This window comes from Conservatibacter flavescens (genome assembly GCF_002795425.1).
Classification (GTDB): domain Bacteria; phylum Pseudomonadota; class Gammaproteobacteria; order Enterobacterales; family Pasteurellaceae; genus Conservatibacter; species Conservatibacter flavescens.
In genome coordinates this window covers 37,309-58,256 of record NZ_PHHA01000009.1, presented here as the reverse complement: position 1 = coordinate 58,256, position 20,948 = coordinate 37,309, and the positions used below count along the sequence as shown (strand labels likewise).

Genomic DNA, 20,948 nt, shown 5'->3' with positions numbered 1-20,948 from the left:
TCATGAAACTTATTCTCATCACATTCGGTTTTTTTATCGTTATTATTGCAGGTATGGCATTAGGCTATATTTTTAAACGTCAGGCAATTAAAGGGAGTTGTGGCGGTATTTCGGCTCTAGGTATGGAAAAAGTCTGTGATTGTGATCGTCCTTGTGATAATTTAAAGAAAAAAGTGGAAAATGGAGAGGTGTCGGAAGAGGCTTTAACGCGCTTTAACCAAACCCCACAATTCTACGAAGTGAAATAGGATAATAGAGAATGACAGTGAGTTCACCAACTTACCAGAGCCTAATGACATTAAATGAAGGACAATTAGCGGCAAACCGTACTAAAAAAGTCATTGTGGGCATGTCTGGTGGGGTAGATTCTTCAGTTTCTGCTTATATTTTACAGCAGCAAGGGTATCAGGTAGAAGGCCTGTTTATGAAGAATTGGGAAGAAGATGATGATACAGACTATTGTACTGCTGCGGCTGATTTAGCTGATGCACAAGCAGTATGTGCTAAGCTGGGGATTCATTTGCACAAAATTAATTTTGCGGCGGAATATTGGGATAATGTTTTTGAGTATTTTTTGAGCGAATATAAAATTGGGCGTACCCCAAATCCTGATATTTTATGTAATAAAGAGATTAAATTTAAAGCTTTCTTGGAATATGCGGCTGAAGACTTAGGGGCTGATTATATTGCGACGGGTCACTATGTCCGTCGTCGTGATGTTAATGGCCATTCACAATTATTGCGTGGTTTAGATAATAACAAAGATCAAAGCTATTTTCTGTATACGTTAAGTCAGGAACAGGTCGCACAAAGTTTATTTCCTGTTGGGGATTTAGAAAAAACAGTGGTGCGACAAATTGCAGATGAATTAGGGCTGATAACCGCAAAGAAAAAAGATTCAACAGGCATTTGTTTTATCGGTGAGCGTAAATTTAAGGATTTTTTAGCTCGTTATTTGCCCGCTAAGCCCGGTAATATTCGTACCCTAGATGGGGAGATTATTGGTCGTCATGATGGTTTAATGTATCACACCTTAGGGCAGCGTCGAGGGCTGGGCATTGGTGGTGTGAAAGGCATGGCGGAAGATGCTTGGTTTGTTGTGGAAAAGGATTTAGTGAATAATGAGCTGATTGTGGCACAAGGTCATGATCATCCTGCTCAATTTTCTAAAGGATTAATTGCGCAGCAATTGCATTGGGTCGAGCGCCAGCCATTAAAAGCGCCACTGCGTTGTACGGTAAAAACGCGCTATCGCCAAGTGGATATTGATTGTGAAATTATTCCCCTTGATGAGCAGACTGTAGAAGTGCGTTTTGCGGAACCACAAATTGCAGTAACGCCTGGGCAGTCTGCGGTATTTTATCAGGGTGAGGTGTGTTTGGGCGGAGGCATTATCGAACAACAAATTCGATAATATTCGGGACGATTAAAACGGGTATTTTGCAAAAATTTTGAAAAAAATAACCGCACTTTATGTTAAGCTTATAAGCATGTATAACAGATTTAGAAAGCACTATGGCAAATTATTATGATATTACTTTAGCATTAGCGGGAGTTTGTCAAGCCGCCAAGCTTGTTCATCAATTCGCACATGGTGACGAAAGTGATTCCCTTGCTTTTGAAACCTCATTAAATAGCCTATTAGTGACCTCCCCTGAGTCAACTCTAGAGGTATATGGCAATGAGCCTCGTCATCTCAAGCTGGGATTAGAGACGGTATTGGAGCAATTAAATGCTCAAAAAGGTAATACCGATTTGGAAATCAGTCGCTATTGGCTAAGTTTATTAGCTTTGGAAGGTAAATTAAATAAGTCGCTGGAAACTAAAAATAAATTAGGTCAACGTATCCAATACCTTCCTACGCAATTAAGTCACTATGGTTTGATAACCAGTGATAATGTTTTAGAATCTTTAGCCGGTATTTATGTCGATATTATTAGCCCTTTAGGGAATAAAATTCAGGTAAAAGGCGCACCGGATCTTTTACAACAACCCATTATTCAGCACCGTATTCGTGCAAGCTTGTTAGCGGGTATTCGCTCGGCGGTATTATGGCGTCAAGTGGGTGGTTCAAAATGGCAATTTTTGTTTTCACGCCGTAAACTAGCTGAGCAAGCGCAACGGATTCTTTCTTCTTTTTAAGTTATTATGGAGCAATTATGCAACTTAACGCATTAACCGCACTTTCTCCTATTGATGGTCGTTATCAAGATAAAGTCGGGACTTTACGCAGTATTTTTAGTGAATTTGGTTTATTAAAATTTCGTGTTACAGTTGAAGTTCGCTGGTTACAAAAATTAGCCGCAACTGCTGAAATTCAAGAAGTTTCTGTTTTATCTAAAGAAGCAAACGATTACCTTGATCATATTGTGGCAAACTTTAGCCTTTCTGATGCGGAACGCATTAAAGAGATTGAGCGAACAACTAACCATGATGTTAAAGCGGTAGAATATTTTCTTAAAGAGAAAAGTGAAGCGTTACCGGAACTTGCTAAAGTGTCGGAGTTTATCCATTTTGCTTGTACTTCCGAAGATATTAATAACTTATCTCACGCTTTGATGCTGAAAACAGCGCGTGATGAAGTGATTTTGCCAGAATGGCAGAAGTTAATAGATGAAATTGCGCATTTAGCAAATGAATACAAAGCGATTCCATTATTATCACGTACTCATGGGCAGCCAGCTTCACCATCTACAGTGGGTAAAGAAATGGCTAATGTGGTTTATCGTTTACGTCGCCAATTTAAGCAATTAAGCCAAATTGAAATATTAGGGAAAATTAATGGTGCAGTGGGAAATTATAATGCTCATTTATCAGCTTATCCCGATGTGAATTGGCACCAATTTAGCCAAGAGTTTGTCACTTCATTGGGGGTGACATGGAATCCTTATACTACACAAATCGAACCCCATGATTATATTGCGGAGTTTTTTGATTGTGTAGTCCGTTTTAACACGATTATTATTGATTTTGACCGTGATTTATGGGGATATATTGCCCTCAATCATTTTAAACAACGCACAATAGCGGGCGAAATCGGATCTTCTACAATGCCACATAAAGTCAATCCGATTGATTTTGAAAATTCAGAGGGTAATTTAGGTTTAGCCAATGCCGTAATGACCCATTTAGGGCAGAAATTACCTATTTCCCGTTGGCAGCGTGATTTAACAGATTCTACTGTATTGCGTAATTTAGGGGTTGGGTTAGGTTATTGTTTAATTGCTTATGCGGCGACTCGAAAAGGGATCAGTAAACTAGAAGTCAATGAACAACATTTACGTGATGAACTAAACCAAAATTGGGAGGTTTTAGCAGAACCTATTCAAACGGTTATGCGCCGTTATGGTATTGAAAAACCTTATGAAAAGCTCAAAGAGTTAACACGAGGTAAACGTGTTGACGAACAGGCTATGCGTGAATTTATTGACAAGCTGGATATTCCGGTAGCAGAAAAATCGCGTTTAAAAGAGATGACCCCAGCGACTTATATTGGTGCTGCAGTGGAGTTAGTCGAAAAATTATAAGATAAGATTTATCAATCAATATCATAAAATAAGGGCAAGTATAGCCCTTATTTTTCTACAATAAATTAAGAGAATTTTATGCAAAATTATCAAATTTATATCACTTTTGGCCTGTATATGATCGTTATTTTAGGTATTGGGGTGTATGCTTACCGTTCTACCCGTAATTTTGATGATTATATTTTGGGTGGCCGTAAGATGGGTGGTTTTGTTACGGCTATGTCAGCAGGGGCATCAGATATGTCCGGATGGTTATTGATGGGATTGCCAGGTGCAATTTTCATCTCAGGCCTTTCTGAAGCTTGGATAGCGGTTGGTTTAACCATTGGCGCTTATTTGAATTATCGCATTGTTGCGGGGCGTTTGCGTATTTTTACGGAAAAATATAATAACGCGCTTACCTTGCCTGAATTTTTTGCCCAACGATTTCCATATCAGAAAAAGGCGCTTAAAATCATTTCATCGTCCATCATTTTATTTTTCTTTACCATTTACTGCGCTTCTGGCGTTGTAGCAGGCGCGAAATTGTTTCAAGGATTGCTAGGACTAGATTATAGTACAGCACTTTGGTTAGGCGCGTTGGCAACTATCAGCTATACCTTTATTGGTGGCTATCTAGCAGTATCTTGGAGCGATACGATCCAAGCGACATTAATGATTTTCGCTTTATTGTTAGCGCCGGTTATGGTGTTAATTCATATTAGTTGGGATAGTATTACTCTTGCTTTAGAGGCTAAATCCGCACTGACCCAAGTACCTTATAATAGCTGGTTATATAATGTTTCAGGGATTGGTGTCATTTCTGCGTTAGCTTGGGGACTTGGATATTTTGGGCAACCGCACATTTTGGCTCGTTTTATGGCGGCAGATTCGATTGCCTCCCTCAATAAAGCAAGAACCATTGGAATTACTTGGATGTTTTTATGCTTAGGTGGGGCAATTGCGGTTGGATATTTTGGGTTAGCCTATTTTTCAGTAAAAAATCTTGAGCTTGCAAATGCAGAATCTATTTTTATTGAATTATCTAAATTAATGTTTAATCCATGGATCGTGGGCGTTGTGCTATCAGCTATTTTGGCAGCAGTAATGAGTACGCTTTCTGCGCAATTATTAATGTGTTCAGCTGCGATTACAGAAGATTTTTATAAAGGCTTTTTACGCAAAACGGCATCAAGTTTAGAATTAGTTTGGGTTGGTCGTGTAATGGTATTATTGATCGCTGCCGTTGCGATTATGATTGCGCAAAACCCAGAATCTAAAGTGATGAGTTTAGTCTCTTATGCTTGGGCTGGTTTTGGTGCTGCATTTGGCCCTGTTGTTATTTTATCTTTGTTTAATCGCAATATTAGTTCTAAAGCGGCATTATTAGGGATGTTGTCAGGCGCATTAACCGTTGTGATATGGAGCCCATTGATGCAAGAGCTTGGCTGGCATGATTTATCCAAACTTTATGAAATTATTCCTGGATTTTTTGTCTGTTCAGTCATTACTCTGACTTCATCTATTTTTGCTCCGGTCAATCCACAAGTTGCACTACAATTTGATCAAGCAGAAGCGGAGTTTAAAGCGAGAAGCTAATCATTCAAAAGCGCGGTTGGTTTAAGAAAAGTTTTTTCAAACTAACCGCGCTTTGATGGTTAGTGAATAGCGTGATTACTCATCTTTGAGACTTTGCATATCAATGACAAAGCGATATTTTACATCGCTTTTTAACATGCGTTCATAAGCTTCATTAATGTTTTGCATGTTGATCATTTCAATTTCAGGCACTACGTTGTGTTGGCCACAAAAATCAAGCATTTCCTGTGTTTCTTTAATTCCACCAATAAGCGAAGCTGAAATGGAACGGCGACCAAATAACATTGGTACTGTTGAGATAGTTTTTTCAGTATCTCCAACTAAACCGACTAAAACTAATGTGCCATCTAAAGCGAGGGTCGGTATATAGGGATTTAGATCGTGAGTATAAGGCACGGTATCAATAATTAAGTTGAATTGATTGGCGGCTGAGCTCATCGCTTCTTCATCAGTAGAGTAAATAACATGGCTTGCACCCAGTGCATAAGCATCTTGTTCTTTCCCTTTGGAACGAGTAAATAGACTCACTTCAGCCCCCATTGCTTTCGCGAGTTTGATCGCCATGTGACCAAGACCGCCTAATCCGATCACTGCGACTTTGCTGCCTGGTTGCACATTCCAATGGCGTAATGGGGAATAGGTCGTAATACCAGCACATAATAAAGGTGCAACAGCTTTGGTATCTAAGTTTTCAGGGATACGTAATACGAACTCTTCGCGTACTACGATTCCTGTACTGTATCCGCCCTGTGTTACTGTACCATCAATACGATCATGGCTACTATAAGTAGCAGTCATACCGTGTTCACAAAATTGTTCTAAGTCATGTTTACAAGGTGAACAGCTTTGGCATGAATCAACCATACATCCTACGCCAACTAAATCACCAATTTTATATTGACGAACTTGGCTACCAATATTTTTTACACGGCCGACAATTTCATGACCAGGTACTACGGGATAAATGGAAAACGCCTCGCCCCAGTCAGCGCGGGCGGTATGTAAGTCAGAATGACATACCCCGCAATAAAGAATATCGATTTCCACATCATTTGAGCGTAATTCGCGACGTGTTAAATCCATTGGCGCAAGAGGTGAGGTTGGACTTTGTGCTGCATAAGCTTTAACTTGAATAGCCATAACTATGTTCCTTTTTAAATAATGATTGTTTGTTAACTCGTTGCGAGGTGTCGTTTACGAATACCGAGTAAGATAAGCATAACAAAATAAATAAATCCGGCAAAAGTAATTAACCAAACTAGCCAATAAATACGCATGAGAAAACTCATGGCATACCATTCCATTAGGCTTGGTGTGTTATACCAAATTAAAACGCCCATAATGAAAGCGGAAATAAAAACTTTGGCAAAAAAGACCGCACTTTGTTTTGTGAAACGATAAATATTGTTTTGAGCCAAGCCACGATAAAGCAAATAGGCATTGAGTGTGGCAGACATGGCAGACGCTATCGCTAAACCAACATAGCTAAACCAAATAGCTAAAATATTGAATAGCATATTACTTATCATCGCGATAATACCGATTTTTACGGGGGTTTTGGTATCTTGGCGTGCATAATAGCCGTTGGCTAAAATTTTAATTAACATAAAGCTAAGTAAGCCGGAATTAAATGCCCATAGTGAAAGGGAAGCGGCTTGTACATCATTGAGCGTAAAATTTCCACGCATAAATAGGGTTAGCAACATAGGTTGGGCTAAAATGGCGATACCAAACATGGCAGGGAGTCCGAGTAATAAAATCATGCGCACGCCCCAATCCATCGTGTTGCGAAAATCGACCGCACTTTGTGCCTCATTATCACTACGATTGACGTGATGGCGGGCAAGAGCGGGTAAAATCACCGTTGAAATAGCAATACCAAATAAACCTAATGGAAACTCAAGTAAGCGGTCAGAGTAGTAGAGCCAGCTGATTGAACCTGTCATTAAAAATGAGGCAATAAAGGTATCTAATAACAAATTAATTTGACTGACCGAGACACCAAATAATGCAGGTATCATTAGCGTTCGAATTTTTTTTACACCTTCATCATTCCATGCCCATTTCGGTTTTACCAATAGTCCTGCACGTTTTAGAAATGGAATTTGAAATAAAAATTGCAATAATCCACCTAAGAAAATGCCAATAGCTAAGGCGAGATCGGGGCTAGAGGTGTGAGGCGAAAGAAAAACAGCCGCACCGATCATCGCAATATTTAGTAAAACGGGGGAAAATGACATGACCCCAAACTTGCCTAGTGTGTTTAAAATCGCGCCGGATAAGGCAACAAAGGTAATAAACCATAAATAGGGAAAAGTAATTTTGAGCAAGAGTGAGGCTTGTTCAAATTTGCTTGCATCTGGGCCATCATTTAACCAATCTATAAACCACCCCGTACCGAAAATGGCAGCAACAATAGGGGAGCCAATCATGGCAAGCAGAGTGACGATAGAAACCAGTCCGCCTAGCGTGCCGGAAACTTTGCCGATGAATGCTTGAGTTTTGGTTAAATCTCCTTGTTTTTGATATTCAGCAAGTACTGGCACAAAGGCTTGAGAAAATGCACCTTCAGCAAATAAACGGCGTAAAAAATTGGGAATACGGTTTGCAAAAAGGAAAACATCGGCAGCAGCTCCAGCACCGATGATATTGGCAATAACTACATCCCGAATCAAACCAAGTATACGAGATAGTAATGTCATGGTACTGACAATAATGCCTGATTTTAAAAGTCGTTTGCTCAAAATTGATTGCTCTTGATAAAGTGTTTAAAAAAAACAATGAGAAAATTTTGTTTAATTGTATAGAAAACCTGTATTCTAAGCAAAAAAACTGTTAAAATCTCGTCCACATCGTTCATCGTTGCTACTTGTGCTCCGGCTAAGCAAAGTAGTTAGGTCAAAAACGGTGCTTATCTATCGGTTGTGTCTCACCGAATTAAAAAATGTATTGACATAAAAGTAAAAGCTCGGCATAGTATTGCCCTTTACTGTACACTATTTTATTACGAGATTCTTAGGAGTTTACCTTGGCTAATATCAAGTCAGCAAAAAAACGCGCGGTACAATCTGAAAAACGCCGTCAACACAATGCAAGTCAACGTTCAATGATGCGTACTTACATTAAGAAAGTTTATGCTCAAATCGCTGCAGGCGAAAAAGCAGCAGCAGAAGCTGCGTTTGTTGAAATGCAAAAAGTTGTCGATCGTATGGCATCTAAAGGTTTAATCCATGCGAACAAAGCAGCTAACCACAAATCTAAATTAGTTGCGCAAATTAAAAAATTAGCATAATTGCTAGTTAAAAACTCATAAAAAATAAACCGCACTTTATCAAGAAGATAGGTGCGGTTTTTTGTTGTTATAAGGAAAATACTGTTTATTTCAGCAAGGCTCACTAAAAAAATTGGACGGGGATACCGTCCAAAGTTAATTTATGTGAATGTATTTGTTTGCAAGAATGTTATGCAAATGGATCACGTAAAATCATGGTTTCTACACGATCTGGGCCTGTTGATAAAATATCAACCGGTACACCAACAACTTCTTCAATACGTTTGATGTAGTTTAATGCGGCTTGTGGAAGATCTTCACGTTTGGTTACGCGGAAAGTGTTTTCTTTCCAACCTGGCATGGTTTCATAAATAGGCTCCACGCCTTCCCAGTCTTTTGCTGCAAGAGGTGAATACTCTACGATCTCACCATTTGGCATTTTATAACCGACACAAATTTTTAATTCATCAAAACCATCTAACACATCAAGTTTGGTCATACAAAAACCAGAAATAGAGTTGATTTGTACAGCGCGACGTACTGCAACAGCATCAAACCAACCACAACGACGTGGTCGACCCGTTACTGCGCCAAACTCATTACCTTTGCGTGCAATTTCTGCGCCAATATCATCAAAAAGCTCGGTGGTGAATGGGCCACTTCCTACTCGGGTACAATAAGCTTTAATGATACCGAGTACATAATCAAGATGGCGTGGGCCAAAACCAGATCCAGTCGCAACTCCACCAGCGGTAGTATTTGAGCTTGTTACAAATGGATAAGTACCATGGTCAATATCCAACATGGTGCCTTGTGCGCCTTCAAAGAGAATATTATCGCCATTTTCACGGGCTTTGTGTAAAAGAGTGGTAATATCTGCGGTCATGCCAGTAATAATATCGGCAACAGCAAAGATATCATCTAAGGTTTTTTGGTAATCGACAGCTTCCACTTTATAGTAGTGAACAAGTTGGAAATTATAATAATCTAAAATTTCTTTTAATTTTTTTGCAAATGCTTCGCGATCAAATAAATCACCCACTCGTAAACCACGACGAGCAACTTTATCTTCATAAGCTGGGCCAATACCACGTCCAGTTGTACCGATTTTATTTTTACCGAGAGCAGCTTCACGCGCATGATCCATTGCCACATGGTAAGGAAGAATTAATGGACAGGCCTCAGAAATTTTTAAACGCTCGCGGACATTAACACCACGTGCTTCTAATTCTCCCATTTCTTGCATTAAAGCACTTGGTGAAAGCACAACACCATTACCAATTAAGCAGGTTACATTATCACGCAAAATACCGGACGGGATTAAACGAAGCACGGTTTTTTCACCATTAATGATTAAAGTATGACCAGCATTGTGGCCACCTTGATAACGTACAACGTATTTAACACGATCTGTTAATAAATCAACAATTTTCCCTTTTCCTTCGTCGCCCCACTGTGCGCCTAGGATTGCAACACTTTTGCCCATGATAACCTGCCTTCAAAATTGGTTGAAAAATACAAAAACAAACAGCTGTTTACTTTACTATGTTCTGCCTCTAATCTCAATGTTAAAACGTAAAAAGTTTAGGAAAACCCACCGCACTTTGAATGTCTCGACTAACAGTGATTATTTTGTGTTTGTTTTGCGTACCTCAGTTATCGATTTCCCCCCTAAACCATAATTATCCATTGGAATTTCTTCAATAATGACAACAGTGCTAGCAGGATTTTTATTTAACACTCGGCTAAGTAATTCGGTTACACCGGCAATAATTTCAGATTTTTGGGTACGACTTGGTGCTTCATGATCTCCAGTCAGTTTAATGTTAACGTAAGGCATTATTTTTTCCTTATGATTGATGTAGATAGTGTTGTAATTGGGGAATCAGTTGTTGACAATCGCTGACACCAAGATCATACATGGCTTGAATTTTTGTTAAATCTTTTTCGATGCGCTTAATTGGCAAAGTGATTGAAGGGCGAATCACAAAGATTTTTTGCGCTTGTTCAAGGCGAATAATGTCTTCGACAGTGTTGTTATAGTCTAGATGTCGTTTGGCCATACACTCAATGAGTTTTGGATAGCGTTTATAAAAAGTCTTAAATAAAAACAGATTACTCGGCGTTTTACGATAATCAAGCGGGCGAGTTAAAATAACAATAATTTTATCATAACCTAATTGTTGGCATTGCTTTAGAGGAATGCTATCAGCAATCCCTCCGTCTAAGTAGCGCTGTCCATTGATTTCGACCATTTTAGAAACGAGAGGCATCGCAGAAGTAGCACGAAATACCTCCATTTGTTTGAAAACATCAGTAATTTTAATGTATTCGGGTAAACCGGTTTCAACATTGGTCAGCGTAGCATAAAAATCCATATGAGATTGTGAAAAGGTTGTTTGATCAAAAGGATCAATCGTATATGGAACCTCATAAAAGGTGAAGTCTTTGTTAACGATATTGCCTGTGGTTAACCAACTATGTAATCCCATATAGCGCTTATCATGCAATAATTGGAGATTATAACGTAGCACTCTGCCACGTTGTTGAGAAGGTAAGTTTACTCCAAATAAAGCCCCAGCAGAGACACTAACAATACCATCAATGTGGATATTATGATCCATAAATACATCTAATACGCCAGCGGTAAACATGCCGCGCATAGCGCCACCTTCTAGTACAAGCCCTACTTTCATCATACTTCCTATGCTTTTTATGTTTATCTTGTAATGAAGAGATTACTCCACTTCCACTCGCTTGCCAATATCTTTTAGTTTAGACATTTCTTCCAACAGTCCCGGTGCATCATCGAGGCTAATCGCAAAGGTCCAGAGGTAGGTAATTACCGCATAAATATGCCCTGCGGTTACACCTTCTTTGAAGGTAAGCACCGTCAGCGTTACCCCAAATAACACACTCATTGCCACACCAATTGCAAGAAAGCTAAAGGCTTCACGGTTGGAAATCAGCACACGCAGTTTTTCTACTAAACGATAATGCTTCACTAATTCCTTGTTTTTAGAACGCTCAATGCGCTCCACTTCTTTTTCAAGGCGGTTGTTAAGTTTGAAATAAAGCGTATCATTTACCTGCACATAGTTTGGTAACATCAGCCCAAAACCAATTACAATCAGCAAGGCGACCAAGCCAGACCAAAACTCAATAAAGAGCAGCATCACTACTGCCCCTAAAATAGAGCAGAAAGAGGTGATCAATGTCGGTAAATGATGCTCAAAGAAATTCACAAACTCACGAGAAAGTGCTACTCGTGCCGTTGTGGTCGAAGTATCAATCCCTTTAACCCGCTGATTAAGGATCACTGGCACAACTAATTCAGTATAAATTCGCGTAAAGGCTCGGGTGTCCACTGCTCGCCTTGCCGAACCAACCGACCAAATGATCAGTACCGTAAAGGCATAGGCTAATGCAGACACCAGTTGTCCGTTTAATACCGCATTGACGGCAAAACTACCGATTAACGGATAAAGCAACAATAATAGATTTTCTAATGCCACCAAACTAAAGGTCGCCAACAGGCGTTTTTTATGCTGAATGGCAATGTTTTTTAAGGTGCGAGCCATCGTTGGTTCAGCGGTTGGGGCTACATTTACATTTAAGATGTCAGTCATTCTTTTCTATTTCCATATTCTCAACTTGCGTACGGCAAATGTCGCAAAACTCGGCTAACAGAGCGAACATTTGAGCCGTTTTTTTCTTACCAAAACGGGCAAAGGTTTGTTCATCAAATTGTTCCGTTTTTTTCCGAATAGGCTCTGCTTGGGCTTTACCCATCTCGGTTAAGCGCATAATGCGTTCTCGTTTATCTGTTGAGCTTTCGCTAAATTCAATCCAGCCTTTTTCTTTATAATCCTTACAGATATTAAATACCGTTTGCTTCGGTACCCACCATTCTTCACAAATCTGCTTTTGGGTACATTGTCCATTTTCTGCCGTAGCGAGGGAATATAAAACGGCATAATGGTTATAACCTAAGCCTAATTTTTCTACCCAAGCGTCCATAACCACTTCAATTTCATTGATTTGTTTCTCAAATTTATCAAGATTGCTCATTATAAAAGTCCTAAAATTGACTAAAGTGTGGCTTATTTTAATCTAAAAAATAAAATAATCAAGCAAAAATAGTCTTAAAATTTACTTGATTTAGTCCTAAATATAACTATAATTCCGTGAAATTTAGTAAATTTTAGGACTTAATATGAAGAGAAATATACTGGCTTTAGGATTGATGAGCCTGATTTTAACCGCTTGCCAAGAACAACATAACGACAGCAGCTCCAATGCGGCTTTAATGAAAGTGAGCGTGGTACAACCGCAAGCGGTTGAATTTGCTAGAACTTTGCAACTAGCTGGAAGCTGGGTGGCGAAGGAAGATATTGCGATTAGCCCTGCTTTACAAGGACAGCAGATTTTATCGGTGGAAGCAGAGGTAGGTAGCCATGTTAAACAAGGACAAGTATTAGCGGTGCTAGAACCCAATAATGTTCAATCGCAGTTACAGCAAAATAACGCGTTACTCACTCGAGCAAAAGCTGAACGGTAAGAAAAAAGCGGTCGGATTTTGAGGATCTTTTTGGATCGGCGTTGAAATCTGATCGTTTTAGTCTTTTTAGTACAATTTCAAATATAGCATCAGCAGTTCTTATCTCTTCTAAAAAACTCCCACAAAAATAACCGCACTTTTTTAAGTAGAAAGCGATAAATTGCTTGCAAGCTGAGCAAACAAATAATAAACTGGCAACCTAAGTGGCGAAAAGTGGAGTTTTGTGGTGAATTAGGGATCAAATTCCCAAAATCATATACAAAATGTGTTTTCTGAATAATAAGGCAAGAGCAACATTATGTTTCGTGGTGCATCAGCGATCAATTTGGATTCGAAAGGGCGGTTGGCGATCCCAACGCGCTATCGTCCAGAGATCCTTGAAATGCATGCTGGAAATATGATTTGTACAGTGGATATTCGTCAACCTTGCCTATTATTATACCCAGAGCAAGAATGGATCGAAGTTGAAAAAAAATTATTAAGTTTATCAAATTTTGATCCGGCTCAGCGTAGTTTACAGCGCGTGATGACGGGATACGCCACAGAATGTGAGCTTGATAGCGCAGGTCGTATTTTGATAAGCCAACCCTTACGCCAACATGCCAAACTAGAAAAAAATATTATGTTGGTGGGACAGCTTAATAAATTTGAGATTTGGAGCGAAAGCGAATGGCATGCTCAAATCGAAAAAGATATGGAATTAGGCATGAGTGGACAATTTGCCTTATCCGAAGAATTAAAAATGTTGTCATTGTAAAAGAGAAAGCAAATTTCCGATACACAATAGGCAACAGCACTAGCAAAGGTAAGCGGTGCAATTATGCACCGCATTATCTCTCCTAATTTAGATTATTTTCATTAAAATTTTTATCATTGGTTATTTTTTATGAATAAACATCAACATCTTATGTCGCTTTCAGAACATCACACTGTTTTGCTACATGAAGCAGTGGACGGTTTGGCGTTAGATAAGAAAGGTGTTTATATTGATGGAACATTTGGGCGAGGGGGACATTCTCGCTTGATTTTATCTCAATTGGGTGAACAAGGACGCTTGATTGCTATCGATCGGGATCCTCGTGCGATAGCAGAAGCACAGACGATTGAAGATCCTCGTTTTCATATTGAACACCACAGTTTTTCGGCTATTCCTCAAATTTGTGAAAAGCTAGGATTAGTGGGAAAAATCAATGGTATTTTATTAGATCTTGGCGTGTCTTCACCGCAATTAGATGATGCAGAGCGCGGTTTCAGCTTTATGAAAGATGGGCCATTGGATATGCGCATGGATACCACGCAAGGTTTATCTGCTGCAGAATGGTTAAAACAGGTGTCTGTAGAAGATTTGGCTTGGGTGTTGAAAACTTTCGGCGAAGAACGTTTTGCAAAAAAAATTGCTCAGGCAATTGTGCGTTTTAACCAAAATGCTCGCGAAAATGCGACGGAGGGTTTAACACGAACCCTGCAACTCGCGAATCTTATTGCAGAAACGGTACCATTTAAGGATAAACATAAACATCCAGCAACTCGTAGTTTTCAGGCGATTCGTATTTTTATTAATTCAGAACTAGATGAATTAGAGAGTATTTTGAATTCAGCATTGGACGTATTGGCTCCAAAAGGCCGCTTGTCGATTATCAGCTTTCATTCTCTTGAAGATCGTATGGTCAAACATTTTATGCGTAAGCAAAGTAAGGGAGATGATATACCTAAAGGCTTGCCACTGCGAGAAGATCAAATTCAGCGTAACCAAAAATTGAACGTAATTGGTAAGGCTATCATGCCAACGGAACAAGAAATTTCATTGAATCCACGTTCTCGTAGTGCGGTGTTACGTGTGGCGGAGAGGGTTGCTTATGTTTAGTAATGAAGATCGTTATCCACTGCGTAATATTATTGTAGAAGATTTATTTTCGGCAAATAAATTGGTTGTTTGTTTGGTGTTGGCATTAGTGATAACAATGCTATCAACTATTTGGTTAACCCATAAAACTCGACAATTGGTGTCAGAAAAAGGCGAGTTAGTATTAGAACATCAAGTATTAGAGAGTGATTATTTAAATTTAAAACTAGAAGAAACCACGCAAGGTGATAGTACACGAATTGAAGCCATTGCGACGAAACTTGGCATGAAACGTGTAGCCCATGATCAAGAAGTGGTGATTGTGGAATAGAGGGATAATATGGTTAAGTTCAATGCACCAATGAATAAAAATAAATTGAGCCGTCCTGCTAAAAAAGTGATTGCAGGAGGGGGCAGCAGTGTCAAACTGAATAAGCAAAAAGAAGTTTATACGAACAGTTTTCTTAAAGGTCGTTATAGATGGGCATTAGGCTTTGTTATGTTAGGGTTGTTTTCATTGGTGGCCAAAGCAACTTATGTACAAGTATTGGAGTCTGATCAACTTGCAGGAGAAGCGGATAAACGCTCTTTACGCAAACAAGAAATCCCTTCTTTTCGTGGTTCAATACTGGATCGTAATGGGCATTTATTGTCAGTTAGCGTGCCTATGTATTCAGTGTATATTGATGTCAAAGACGGATTAGATAAAGAGACCTTAAAAGACAAGGAGCGTTGGCAGGCTTTATCGGAAGCTTTGGGGGTATCTTATAAAACCCTAGTACAGCGCATTGAGAAAAATCCTAAATCCCGTTTTTTATACTTATCCCGTCAAGTGTCTCCGACAGTGGCTCAGTATGTTAAAGAATTAAAAGTCAAAGGTGTTTATTTAGAAACTGAACCTCGCCGTTTTTATCCTAGAGTAGAGGAAGCAGCCCATTTAATTGGTTATACAAATATTGATGGTGAGGGGATTGAAGGGATTGAAAAAAGTTTCAATTCTTTGCTAGTAGGGCAATCGGGTTCTCGTACTTATCGTAAAGACAAATATGGTAATGTGGTCGAAAATATTGAGGACGTGAAAAAATATGATGCCCATGATGTTACCCTCAGTATTGATGAAAAACTGCAATCTATGGTTTATCGTGAGTTGAAAAAAGCCGTTGCGGAAAATAAAGCGGAATCAGGTACAGCCGTGTTAGTTGATGTTCGCACGGGTGAGATTTTAGCTATGGCAAATGCCCCCTCATACAATCCGAATAATCGTGAAGGGTCTAAAGCTGAGTTTCGCCGTAATCGCGCTATCACGGATACCTTCGAACCCGGATCAACTGTAAAACCTTTTGTTGTTTTGACCGCACTTCAACGTGGTGTTGCGAACCATAATACGGTGATTGAAACTGTTCCATTTAAAGTAGATGGTAAAATGATTACTGATGTTGCGCGCCGTCAAAGCCAATCTTTAGAACAAATTTTGAAAAACTCCAGTAATATTGGGGTCAGTAAATTGGCGTTAAAAATGCCTCCTATGGCGTTGGTGGAAAATTATGCGAATGCAGGGTTTGGTCAACGAACAAATTTAGGTTTAGAAGGGGAAACGAATGGTATTTTCCCGAAAGATCGTAAACGTTGGTCTAATATTGAGCGCGCTTCATTTTCTTATGGTTATGGTTTAACTGTTACACCTTTACAGTTAGCGCGCGCTTACGCTACGTTAGGCAGTTTTGGGATCGCGCGACCGTTGTCGATTACGAAAGTTGACCCGCCGATTATTGGTAGCCGAGTGTTTCCTGAAAAAGTTACTCGTGATGTGGTGAAAATGATGGAGGCTGTTGCAGCGCCCGATGCCGGTGGTAAAGCGGCTGCTGTTGAGGGGTATCGTGTTGCAATTAAAACCGGGACCGCGAAAAAAACAGAAAATGGTCGCTATGTTGATAAATACTTAGCTTATACCGCAGGCATTGCTCCTGCAAGTGATCCTCGTTTCGCTCTAGTGGTATTAATTAATGATCCTAAAGCTGGGCAATATTATGGTGGTGCGATTTCAGCTCCGTTATTCTCAAAAATTATGGGATATACATTACGAGCCAACAATATTACACCAGATGGGCAAGAAGCATTGGATAAAATGGCGAAACGAACCGTGCGTCTGAATAAAGAAAAAAATGAACCACAGGCCGCACAAAGCAATTAACAGAATTTTATTAAGGTGCTTTTATGCGTCGATTGAGATCAATTTTAGCAGGTCAATTACCTGATATTTCATTGCATTCGATGACGTTAGACAGCCGTGCCGTAACGCATGGCTGTCTTTTCGTTGCAATAAAAGGCCATCAAGTCGATGGTCGTAGTTTTATTCCTCAGGCAATAGAAAAAGGCGCGGCAGCTGTACTCAGTGATACAGATGATGTTCAGCAACATGGACAGATCCAAATGTGTCAAAATGTGCCGATTATTGCATTTTACCAGTTGGCTGAGCGATTATCAGAGATAGCCGGATTATTTTATGGCATGCCTTCTCATCAATTGACATTAGTGGGCGTGACTGGTACGAATGGAAAAACGACTATTTCTCAATTGTTAGCGCAATGGACACAATTATTAGGCCATAAAAGTGCAGTCATGGGCACCATTGGTAATGGGCTATTCGGACAAATAAAAGAAGCACAAAATACTACTGGATCCGCTATTGAGATTCAGTCTTCTTTATCTGATTTTGTTAAGCTTGGTGCAGATTTTGCAGCTATTGAAGTGTCTTCACATGGATTAATACAACATCGCGTTGAAGCGCTACGTTTTGCGGCAGGCATTTTTACGAATTTAAGTCGTGATCACTTGGATTATCATGGCACAATGGACGCTTATGCAGCAGCAAAAAAACGATTGTTTAGTGAATTAGAAACTATTCACAAAATTATTAATGCTGATGATGAGATTGGTCGAAAATGGCTTAAAGAATTACCAGATGGCATAGCGGTAAGTTGTCAGCCTGACTTTATTCCTATGCAGAAAAAATGGTTAAAAGTGACCGCACTTACCTTTAATCAAGGCGGGGTGCATATTAAATTTGATTCCTATTGGGGGAATGGCGAATTACAAAGTCCTCTAATTGGTGCATTTAATGTGAGCAATTTGTTATTGGTTATGGCAACTTTACTGGCGCTGGGGTATCGACTAGAAGATTTGCTGAATACGGTTAATCAATTAACCGGTGTTTGTGGACGTATGGAGATGTTTACTGCAAGTGATAAACCGACAGCTATTGTGGATTATGCCCATACGCCTGATGCCTTAGAAAAGGCAATTGAAGCCGCTCGTTTACATTGTCCGGGACAATTGTGGTGTGTGTTTGGTTGTGGGGGAGATCGCGATGCGGGTAAGCGACCACTAATGGGGGCTATTGCAGAGCGTCTTGCTGATCAAGTGATTATTACTGATGATAATCCACGAACAGAAAACCCAGAGCGTATTATTGAAGACATTTTGGCGGGCTTGCAGTCGCCACAGTCAGCCCATGTCATTCATGGTCGTGAAAAAGCATTACAATTTGCGTTGAAAAGTGCGGTCAAAAATGATGTTGTTTTAGTCGCAGGTAAAGGGCATGAAGATTACCAAATTATCGGGACAAAAAAATCGTTTTTTTCCGATCGTGAGATTTTACAAACATTATTACAAGAAAAATAGATGATAACGTTATGATTACTCTTGATTTAAATACAGTGGCTCAGGCAATTAATGGCGAACTCATTGGCGAAAATAAGACGATCTCAGTAGTGAGTACGGACTCACGCTATTCTTGTGAAAATGGTTTATTTTTCGCTTTAAAAGGTGAGCATTTTGATGCTCATCAATACTTAGATAAAGCAATAGAACAAGGCGCGGTCGCTGTAGTCGTACAACAAGCAGATATGTCATTGTCTGTTCCTCAAATTGTGGTGGCGGACACTCGTCTTGCTTTGGGTTTATTGGCTAAATGGTTAAAACAGCAGATTAAGCCACTAACTGTCGCGATGACGGGATCGTCGGGGAAAACGACGGTCAAAGAAATGGCGGCAGCTATTTTACAAAATACTGCGGGTGAGCCAGATTTAGTGTTGTTTACTCATGGCAATTTTAATAATGATATTGGTGTGCCACTTATTTTATTACGTTTAACCCAACAGCATAAATTCGCGGTGATTGAACTTGGTGCAAATCATCAGGGAGAAATTGCGTATACCACAAATTTGGTGCAACCAGATGTTGCGTTGGTAAATAATGTCGCTGCTGCACATTTAGAGGGATTTGGTTCTATTGAAGGTGTGGCGAAAGCAAAAGGTGAAATTTATTTAGGTTTACAACCGAATGGTGTGGCTTTAGTCAATTGGGATTGTCATTATTTAGACAGCGAATGGCGGGCACCCATCGGGCAACATGAAGTCCGCTCGTTTTCTGCAAAGCACTCTCAAGCTGATTTTTATGCTAAAGATATTCATTATACCGAGCAAGGTGCAAATTTCATTTTATGTACACCACAAGGGGAAATTGCAATTCATCTACCTTATTTAGGGGAGCATAATGTGAGTAATGCTGTGGCTGCCGCTGCATTGACGACCTATGTGGGCGCAACATTGCCACAAATTAAAGCCGGATTAGAGCGTAAGTCTCAGGTTAAGGGACGTTTATTTCCAATAGAACCTTGTGAAAACTTGCTTTTACTTGATGATACTTACAATGCTAATGTGGATTCCTTACTATCTGCCATTCGTGTTTTACAAAAATATTCGGCATTTCGTATTTTTGTAGTTGGCGATATGGCGGAATTAGGTGAAAATAGTAAACTTTGTCACCAAGAGGTTGCAAATTTTGCAGCAGATAATCCGTTAGATATGGTGGTAAGCTTTGGGGAAGAAAGTGCGGTAATTAGCGCCTCTTGCCAAGGTCAACATTTTACAGATAAATCACAATTAGTGGCTTATCTTGAGCCAATAATTCAACAGAAATTAGAACATAATCAAAAAGTTGTCGTATTAGCAAAAGGATCACGTCGTATGCAAATGGAAACAGTGATTGATAAGTTAAAGGATCGTTTTTCATGTTAGTTTGGTTAGCTGAATATTTAGTACAATATCACACAATTTTTAATGTGATTTCTTATATTACTGTACGTGGCGTTATGGCGTTATTAACCGCGTTGTTAATTTCCCTTTGGATTGGGCCTAAGATTATTCGCCGTTTACAAGTATTGAAATTCGGGCAAGTTATTCGCGCAGAAGGCCCTGAAAGTCATTTGAGTAAAAAAGGCACACCAACGATGGGTGGCATCATGATTTTGATTGCTATTGGTATAAGTGTGTTGTTATGGGCGAATCTTGCAAACCCTTATATTTGGTTCAGTATGCTGATTTTATTTGGTTATGGCATAGTGGGGTTTGTAGATGATTATTATAAAGTCGTACGTAAGAATACAGATGGTTTGATTGCGCGTTGGAAATATTTCTGGTTATCTGCGATTGCGCTTGTTGCGGTGTTCGGTATGTATTGCTTGGGCAAAGATACAGATGCAACGCGCTTAGTTGTGCCATTTTTTAAAGAAATTATGCCACAATTAGGGTTGTTCTATATTGTATTGTCTTATTTTGTGATTGTGGGGACCAGTAATGCGGTGAATTTGACGGACGGTTTAGATGGTCTCGCCATTATGCCGACGGTTTTAGTTGCGGGCGCATTTGCGTTAATTGCATGGGCAACGGGAAATGTCAATTTCGCAGAATATTTGCATATTCCTTATATAAAATATAGCTCTGAATTAGTGGTATTTTGTACCGCGATTGTTGGGGCCGGTTTAGGTTTCTTATGGTTTAATACTTATCCCGCTCAAGTATTTATGGGGGATGTGGGTTCTCTTTCTCTTGGTGGAGCATTAGGTGTGGTTGCCGTATTGGTGCGCCAAGAATTATTACTTGTGATTATGGGTGGCGTGTTTGTGGTAGAAGCATTGTCTGTCATTTTACAAGTCGGCTCTTACAAATTGCGCAATAAACAACGCATTTTCCTAATGGCGCCTATTCATCATCATTATGAGAAAAAAGGCTGGCCAGAGCCTCGTGTTATCGTGCGCTTTTGGATTATATCTTTAATGTTGGTGCTAATTGGCTTGGTGACATTGAAATTGCGTTAATCTTGGATTGA

21 protein-coding genes are annotated in these 20,948 nt (G+C 39.6%); 14 read left to right on the top strand and 7 right to left on the bottom strand.

Annotation, left to right across the window (positions count from 1 at the left end; all coding sequences use genetic code 11):
• The first annotated feature begins 2 nt into the window (after positions 1–2).
• The 5 genes from nqrM to putP all read left to right on the top strand — a co-directional run bounded on the left by nqrM (position 3) and on the right by putP (position 5,105).
• Positions 3–248 (top strand): (Na+)-NQR maturation NqrM, encoded by a 246-nt coding sequence (gene nqrM, locus CVP05_RS05325; RefSeq protein WP_100288545.1) that lies wholly within the window; start codon positions 3–5, stop codon positions 246–248.
• Between the two features lie 11 nt (positions 249–259).
• On the top strand, positions 260–1,414 hold the full coding sequence (mnmA, locus tag CVP05_RS05320) for a tRNA 2-thiouridine(34) synthase MnmA (RefSeq protein ID WP_100288544.1): 1,155 nt from the start codon (positions 260–262) through the stop codon (positions 1,412–1,414).
• A 101-nt stretch (positions 1,415–1,515) separates the two neighbouring features.
• Entirely contained in the window at positions 1,516–2,142 is a 627-nt protein-coding gene (gene hflD, locus CVP05_RS05315; protein WP_100288543.1) for a high frequency lysogenization protein HflD, read from the top strand.
• 17 nt (positions 2,143–2,159) lie between these two features.
• Positions 2,160–3,527 carry an adenylosuccinate lyase gene (purB, locus tag CVP05_RS05310; RefSeq protein WP_100288542.1) on the top strand — a complete coding sequence of 456 codons (1,368 nt, stop codon included), beginning with the start codon at positions 2,160–2,162 and terminating at the stop codon, positions 3,525–3,527.
• 78 nt (positions 3,528–3,605) lie between these two features.
• Entirely contained in the window at positions 3,606–5,105 is a 1,500-nt protein-coding gene (gene putP, locus CVP05_RS05305; RefSeq protein ID WP_100288541.1) for a sodium/proline symporter PutP, read from the top strand.
• A 75-nt stretch (positions 5,106–5,180) separates the two neighbouring features.
• Here the strand turns inward: putP and CVP05_RS05300 are convergent, their stop codons facing one another.
• Complete coding sequence (locus CVP05_RS05300) at positions 5,181–6,245, bottom strand: NAD(P)-dependent alcohol dehydrogenase (RefSeq protein ID WP_100288540.1); 1,065 nt, start codon at positions 6,243–6,245, stop codon at positions 5,181–5,183.
• A 32-nt stretch (positions 6,246–6,277) separates the two neighbouring features.
• Positions 6,278–7,849 (bottom strand): murein biosynthesis integral membrane protein MurJ, encoded by a 1,572-nt coding sequence (murJ, locus tag CVP05_RS05295; protein WP_100288539.1) that lies wholly within the window; start codon positions 7,847–7,849, stop codon positions 6,278–6,280.
• 284 nt (positions 7,850–8,133) lie between these two features.
• Between murJ and rpsT the strand changes: the two genes are divergently transcribed.
• Positions 8,134–8,397: a 30S ribosomal protein S20 gene (gene rpsT, locus CVP05_RS05290; protein WP_100288538.1), complete on the top strand. Its 264-nt coding sequence runs from the start codon at positions 8,134–8,136 to the stop codon at positions 8,395–8,397.
• Between the two features lie 169 nt (positions 8,398–8,566).
• Here the strand turns inward: rpsT and purA are convergent, their stop codons facing one another.
• The 5 genes from purA to CVP05_RS05265 form a co-directional block, all read right to left on the bottom strand.
• On the bottom strand, positions 8,567–9,862 hold the full coding sequence (gene purA / locus CVP05_RS05285; RefSeq protein ID WP_100288537.1) for an adenylosuccinate synthase: 1,296 nt from the start codon (positions 9,860–9,862) through the stop codon (positions 8,567–8,569).
• Positions 9,863–10,003: 141 nt separating this feature from the next.
• Complete coding sequence (locus tag CVP05_RS05280; protein ID WP_100288536.1) at positions 10,004–10,216, bottom strand: tautomerase family protein; 213 nt, start codon at positions 10,214–10,216, stop codon at positions 10,004–10,006.
• A 10-nt stretch (positions 10,217–10,226) separates the two neighbouring features.
• Complete coding sequence (locus tag CVP05_RS05275; protein WP_100288535.1) at positions 10,227–11,072, bottom strand: patatin-like phospholipase family protein; 846 nt, start codon at positions 11,070–11,072, stop codon at positions 10,227–10,229.
• 42 nt (positions 11,073–11,114) lie between these two features.
• On the bottom strand, positions 11,115–12,005 hold the full coding sequence (locus tag CVP05_RS05270) for an ABC transporter six-transmembrane domain-containing protein (protein WP_100288534.1): 891 nt from the start codon (positions 12,003–12,005) through the stop codon (positions 11,115–11,117).
• Positions 11,998–12,447 (bottom strand): MarR family winged helix-turn-helix transcriptional regulator, encoded by a 450-nt coding sequence (locus CVP05_RS05265; protein WP_100288533.1) that lies wholly within the window; start codon positions 12,445–12,447, stop codon positions 11,998–12,000. Before CVP05_RS05265 ends, CVP05_RS05270 begins: the two co-directional genes overlap by 8 nt.
• Positions 12,448–12,592: 145 nt before the next feature.
• Between CVP05_RS05265 and CVP05_RS05260 the strand changes: the two genes are divergently transcribed.
• The 8 genes from CVP05_RS05260 to mraY all read left to right on the top strand — a co-directional run bounded on the left by CVP05_RS05260 (position 12,593) and on the right by mraY (position 20,937).
• Positions 12,593–12,937 carry an efflux RND transporter periplasmic adaptor subunit gene (locus tag CVP05_RS05260; RefSeq protein ID WP_100288532.1) on the top strand — a complete coding sequence of 115 codons (345 nt, stop codon included), beginning with the start codon at positions 12,593–12,595 and terminating at the stop codon, positions 12,935–12,937.
• A 298-nt stretch (positions 12,938–13,235) separates the two neighbouring features.
• Positions 13,236–13,694, top strand: coding sequence for a division/cell wall cluster transcriptional repressor MraZ (gene mraZ / locus CVP05_RS05255; RefSeq protein WP_100288531.1), 459 nt, complete (start codon positions 13,236–13,238; stop codon positions 13,692–13,694).
• Between the two features lie 129 nt (positions 13,695–13,823).
• Positions 13,824–14,801 carry a 16S rRNA (cytosine(1402)-N(4))-methyltransferase RsmH gene (rsmH, locus tag CVP05_RS05250; RefSeq protein WP_100288530.1) on the top strand — a complete coding sequence of 326 codons (978 nt, stop codon included), beginning with the start codon at positions 13,824–13,826 and terminating at the stop codon, positions 14,799–14,801.
• Positions 14,794–15,111: a cell division protein FtsL gene (gene ftsL / locus CVP05_RS05245; protein WP_100288529.1), complete on the top strand. Its 318-nt coding sequence runs from the start codon at positions 14,794–14,796 to the stop codon at positions 15,109–15,111. The genes rsmH and ftsL overlap by 8 nt, the downstream gene beginning before the upstream one ends.
• Before the next feature lie 9 nt (positions 15,112–15,120).
• A complete protein-coding gene (gene ftsI, locus CVP05_RS05240; RefSeq protein ID WP_100288528.1) occupies positions 15,121–16,971 on the top strand; it encodes a peptidoglycan glycosyltransferase FtsI in 1,851 nt (616 codons plus the stop codon).
• A gap of 23 nt (positions 16,972–16,994) precedes the next feature.
• Positions 16,995–18,461, top strand: a complete 1,467-nt coding sequence (gene murE / locus CVP05_RS05235; RefSeq protein ID WP_100288527.1) for a UDP-N-acetylmuramoyl-L-alanyl-D-glutamate--2,6-diaminopimelate ligase — start codon at positions 16,995–16,997, stop codon at positions 18,459–18,461.
• A gap of 11 nt (positions 18,462–18,472) precedes the next feature.
• Positions 18,473–19,858 (top strand): UDP-N-acetylmuramoyl-tripeptide--D-alanyl-D-alanine ligase, encoded by a 1,386-nt coding sequence (murF, locus tag CVP05_RS05230; protein ID WP_100288526.1) that lies wholly within the window; start codon positions 18,473–18,475, stop codon positions 19,856–19,858.
• Complete coding sequence (mraY, locus tag CVP05_RS05225; protein WP_100288525.1) at positions 19,852–20,937, top strand: phospho-N-acetylmuramoyl-pentapeptide-transferase; 1,086 nt, start codon at positions 19,852–19,854, stop codon at positions 20,935–20,937. The genes murF and mraY overlap by 7 nt, the downstream gene beginning before the upstream one ends.
• The last annotated feature ends 11 nt before the right edge of the window (positions 20,938–20,948 follow it).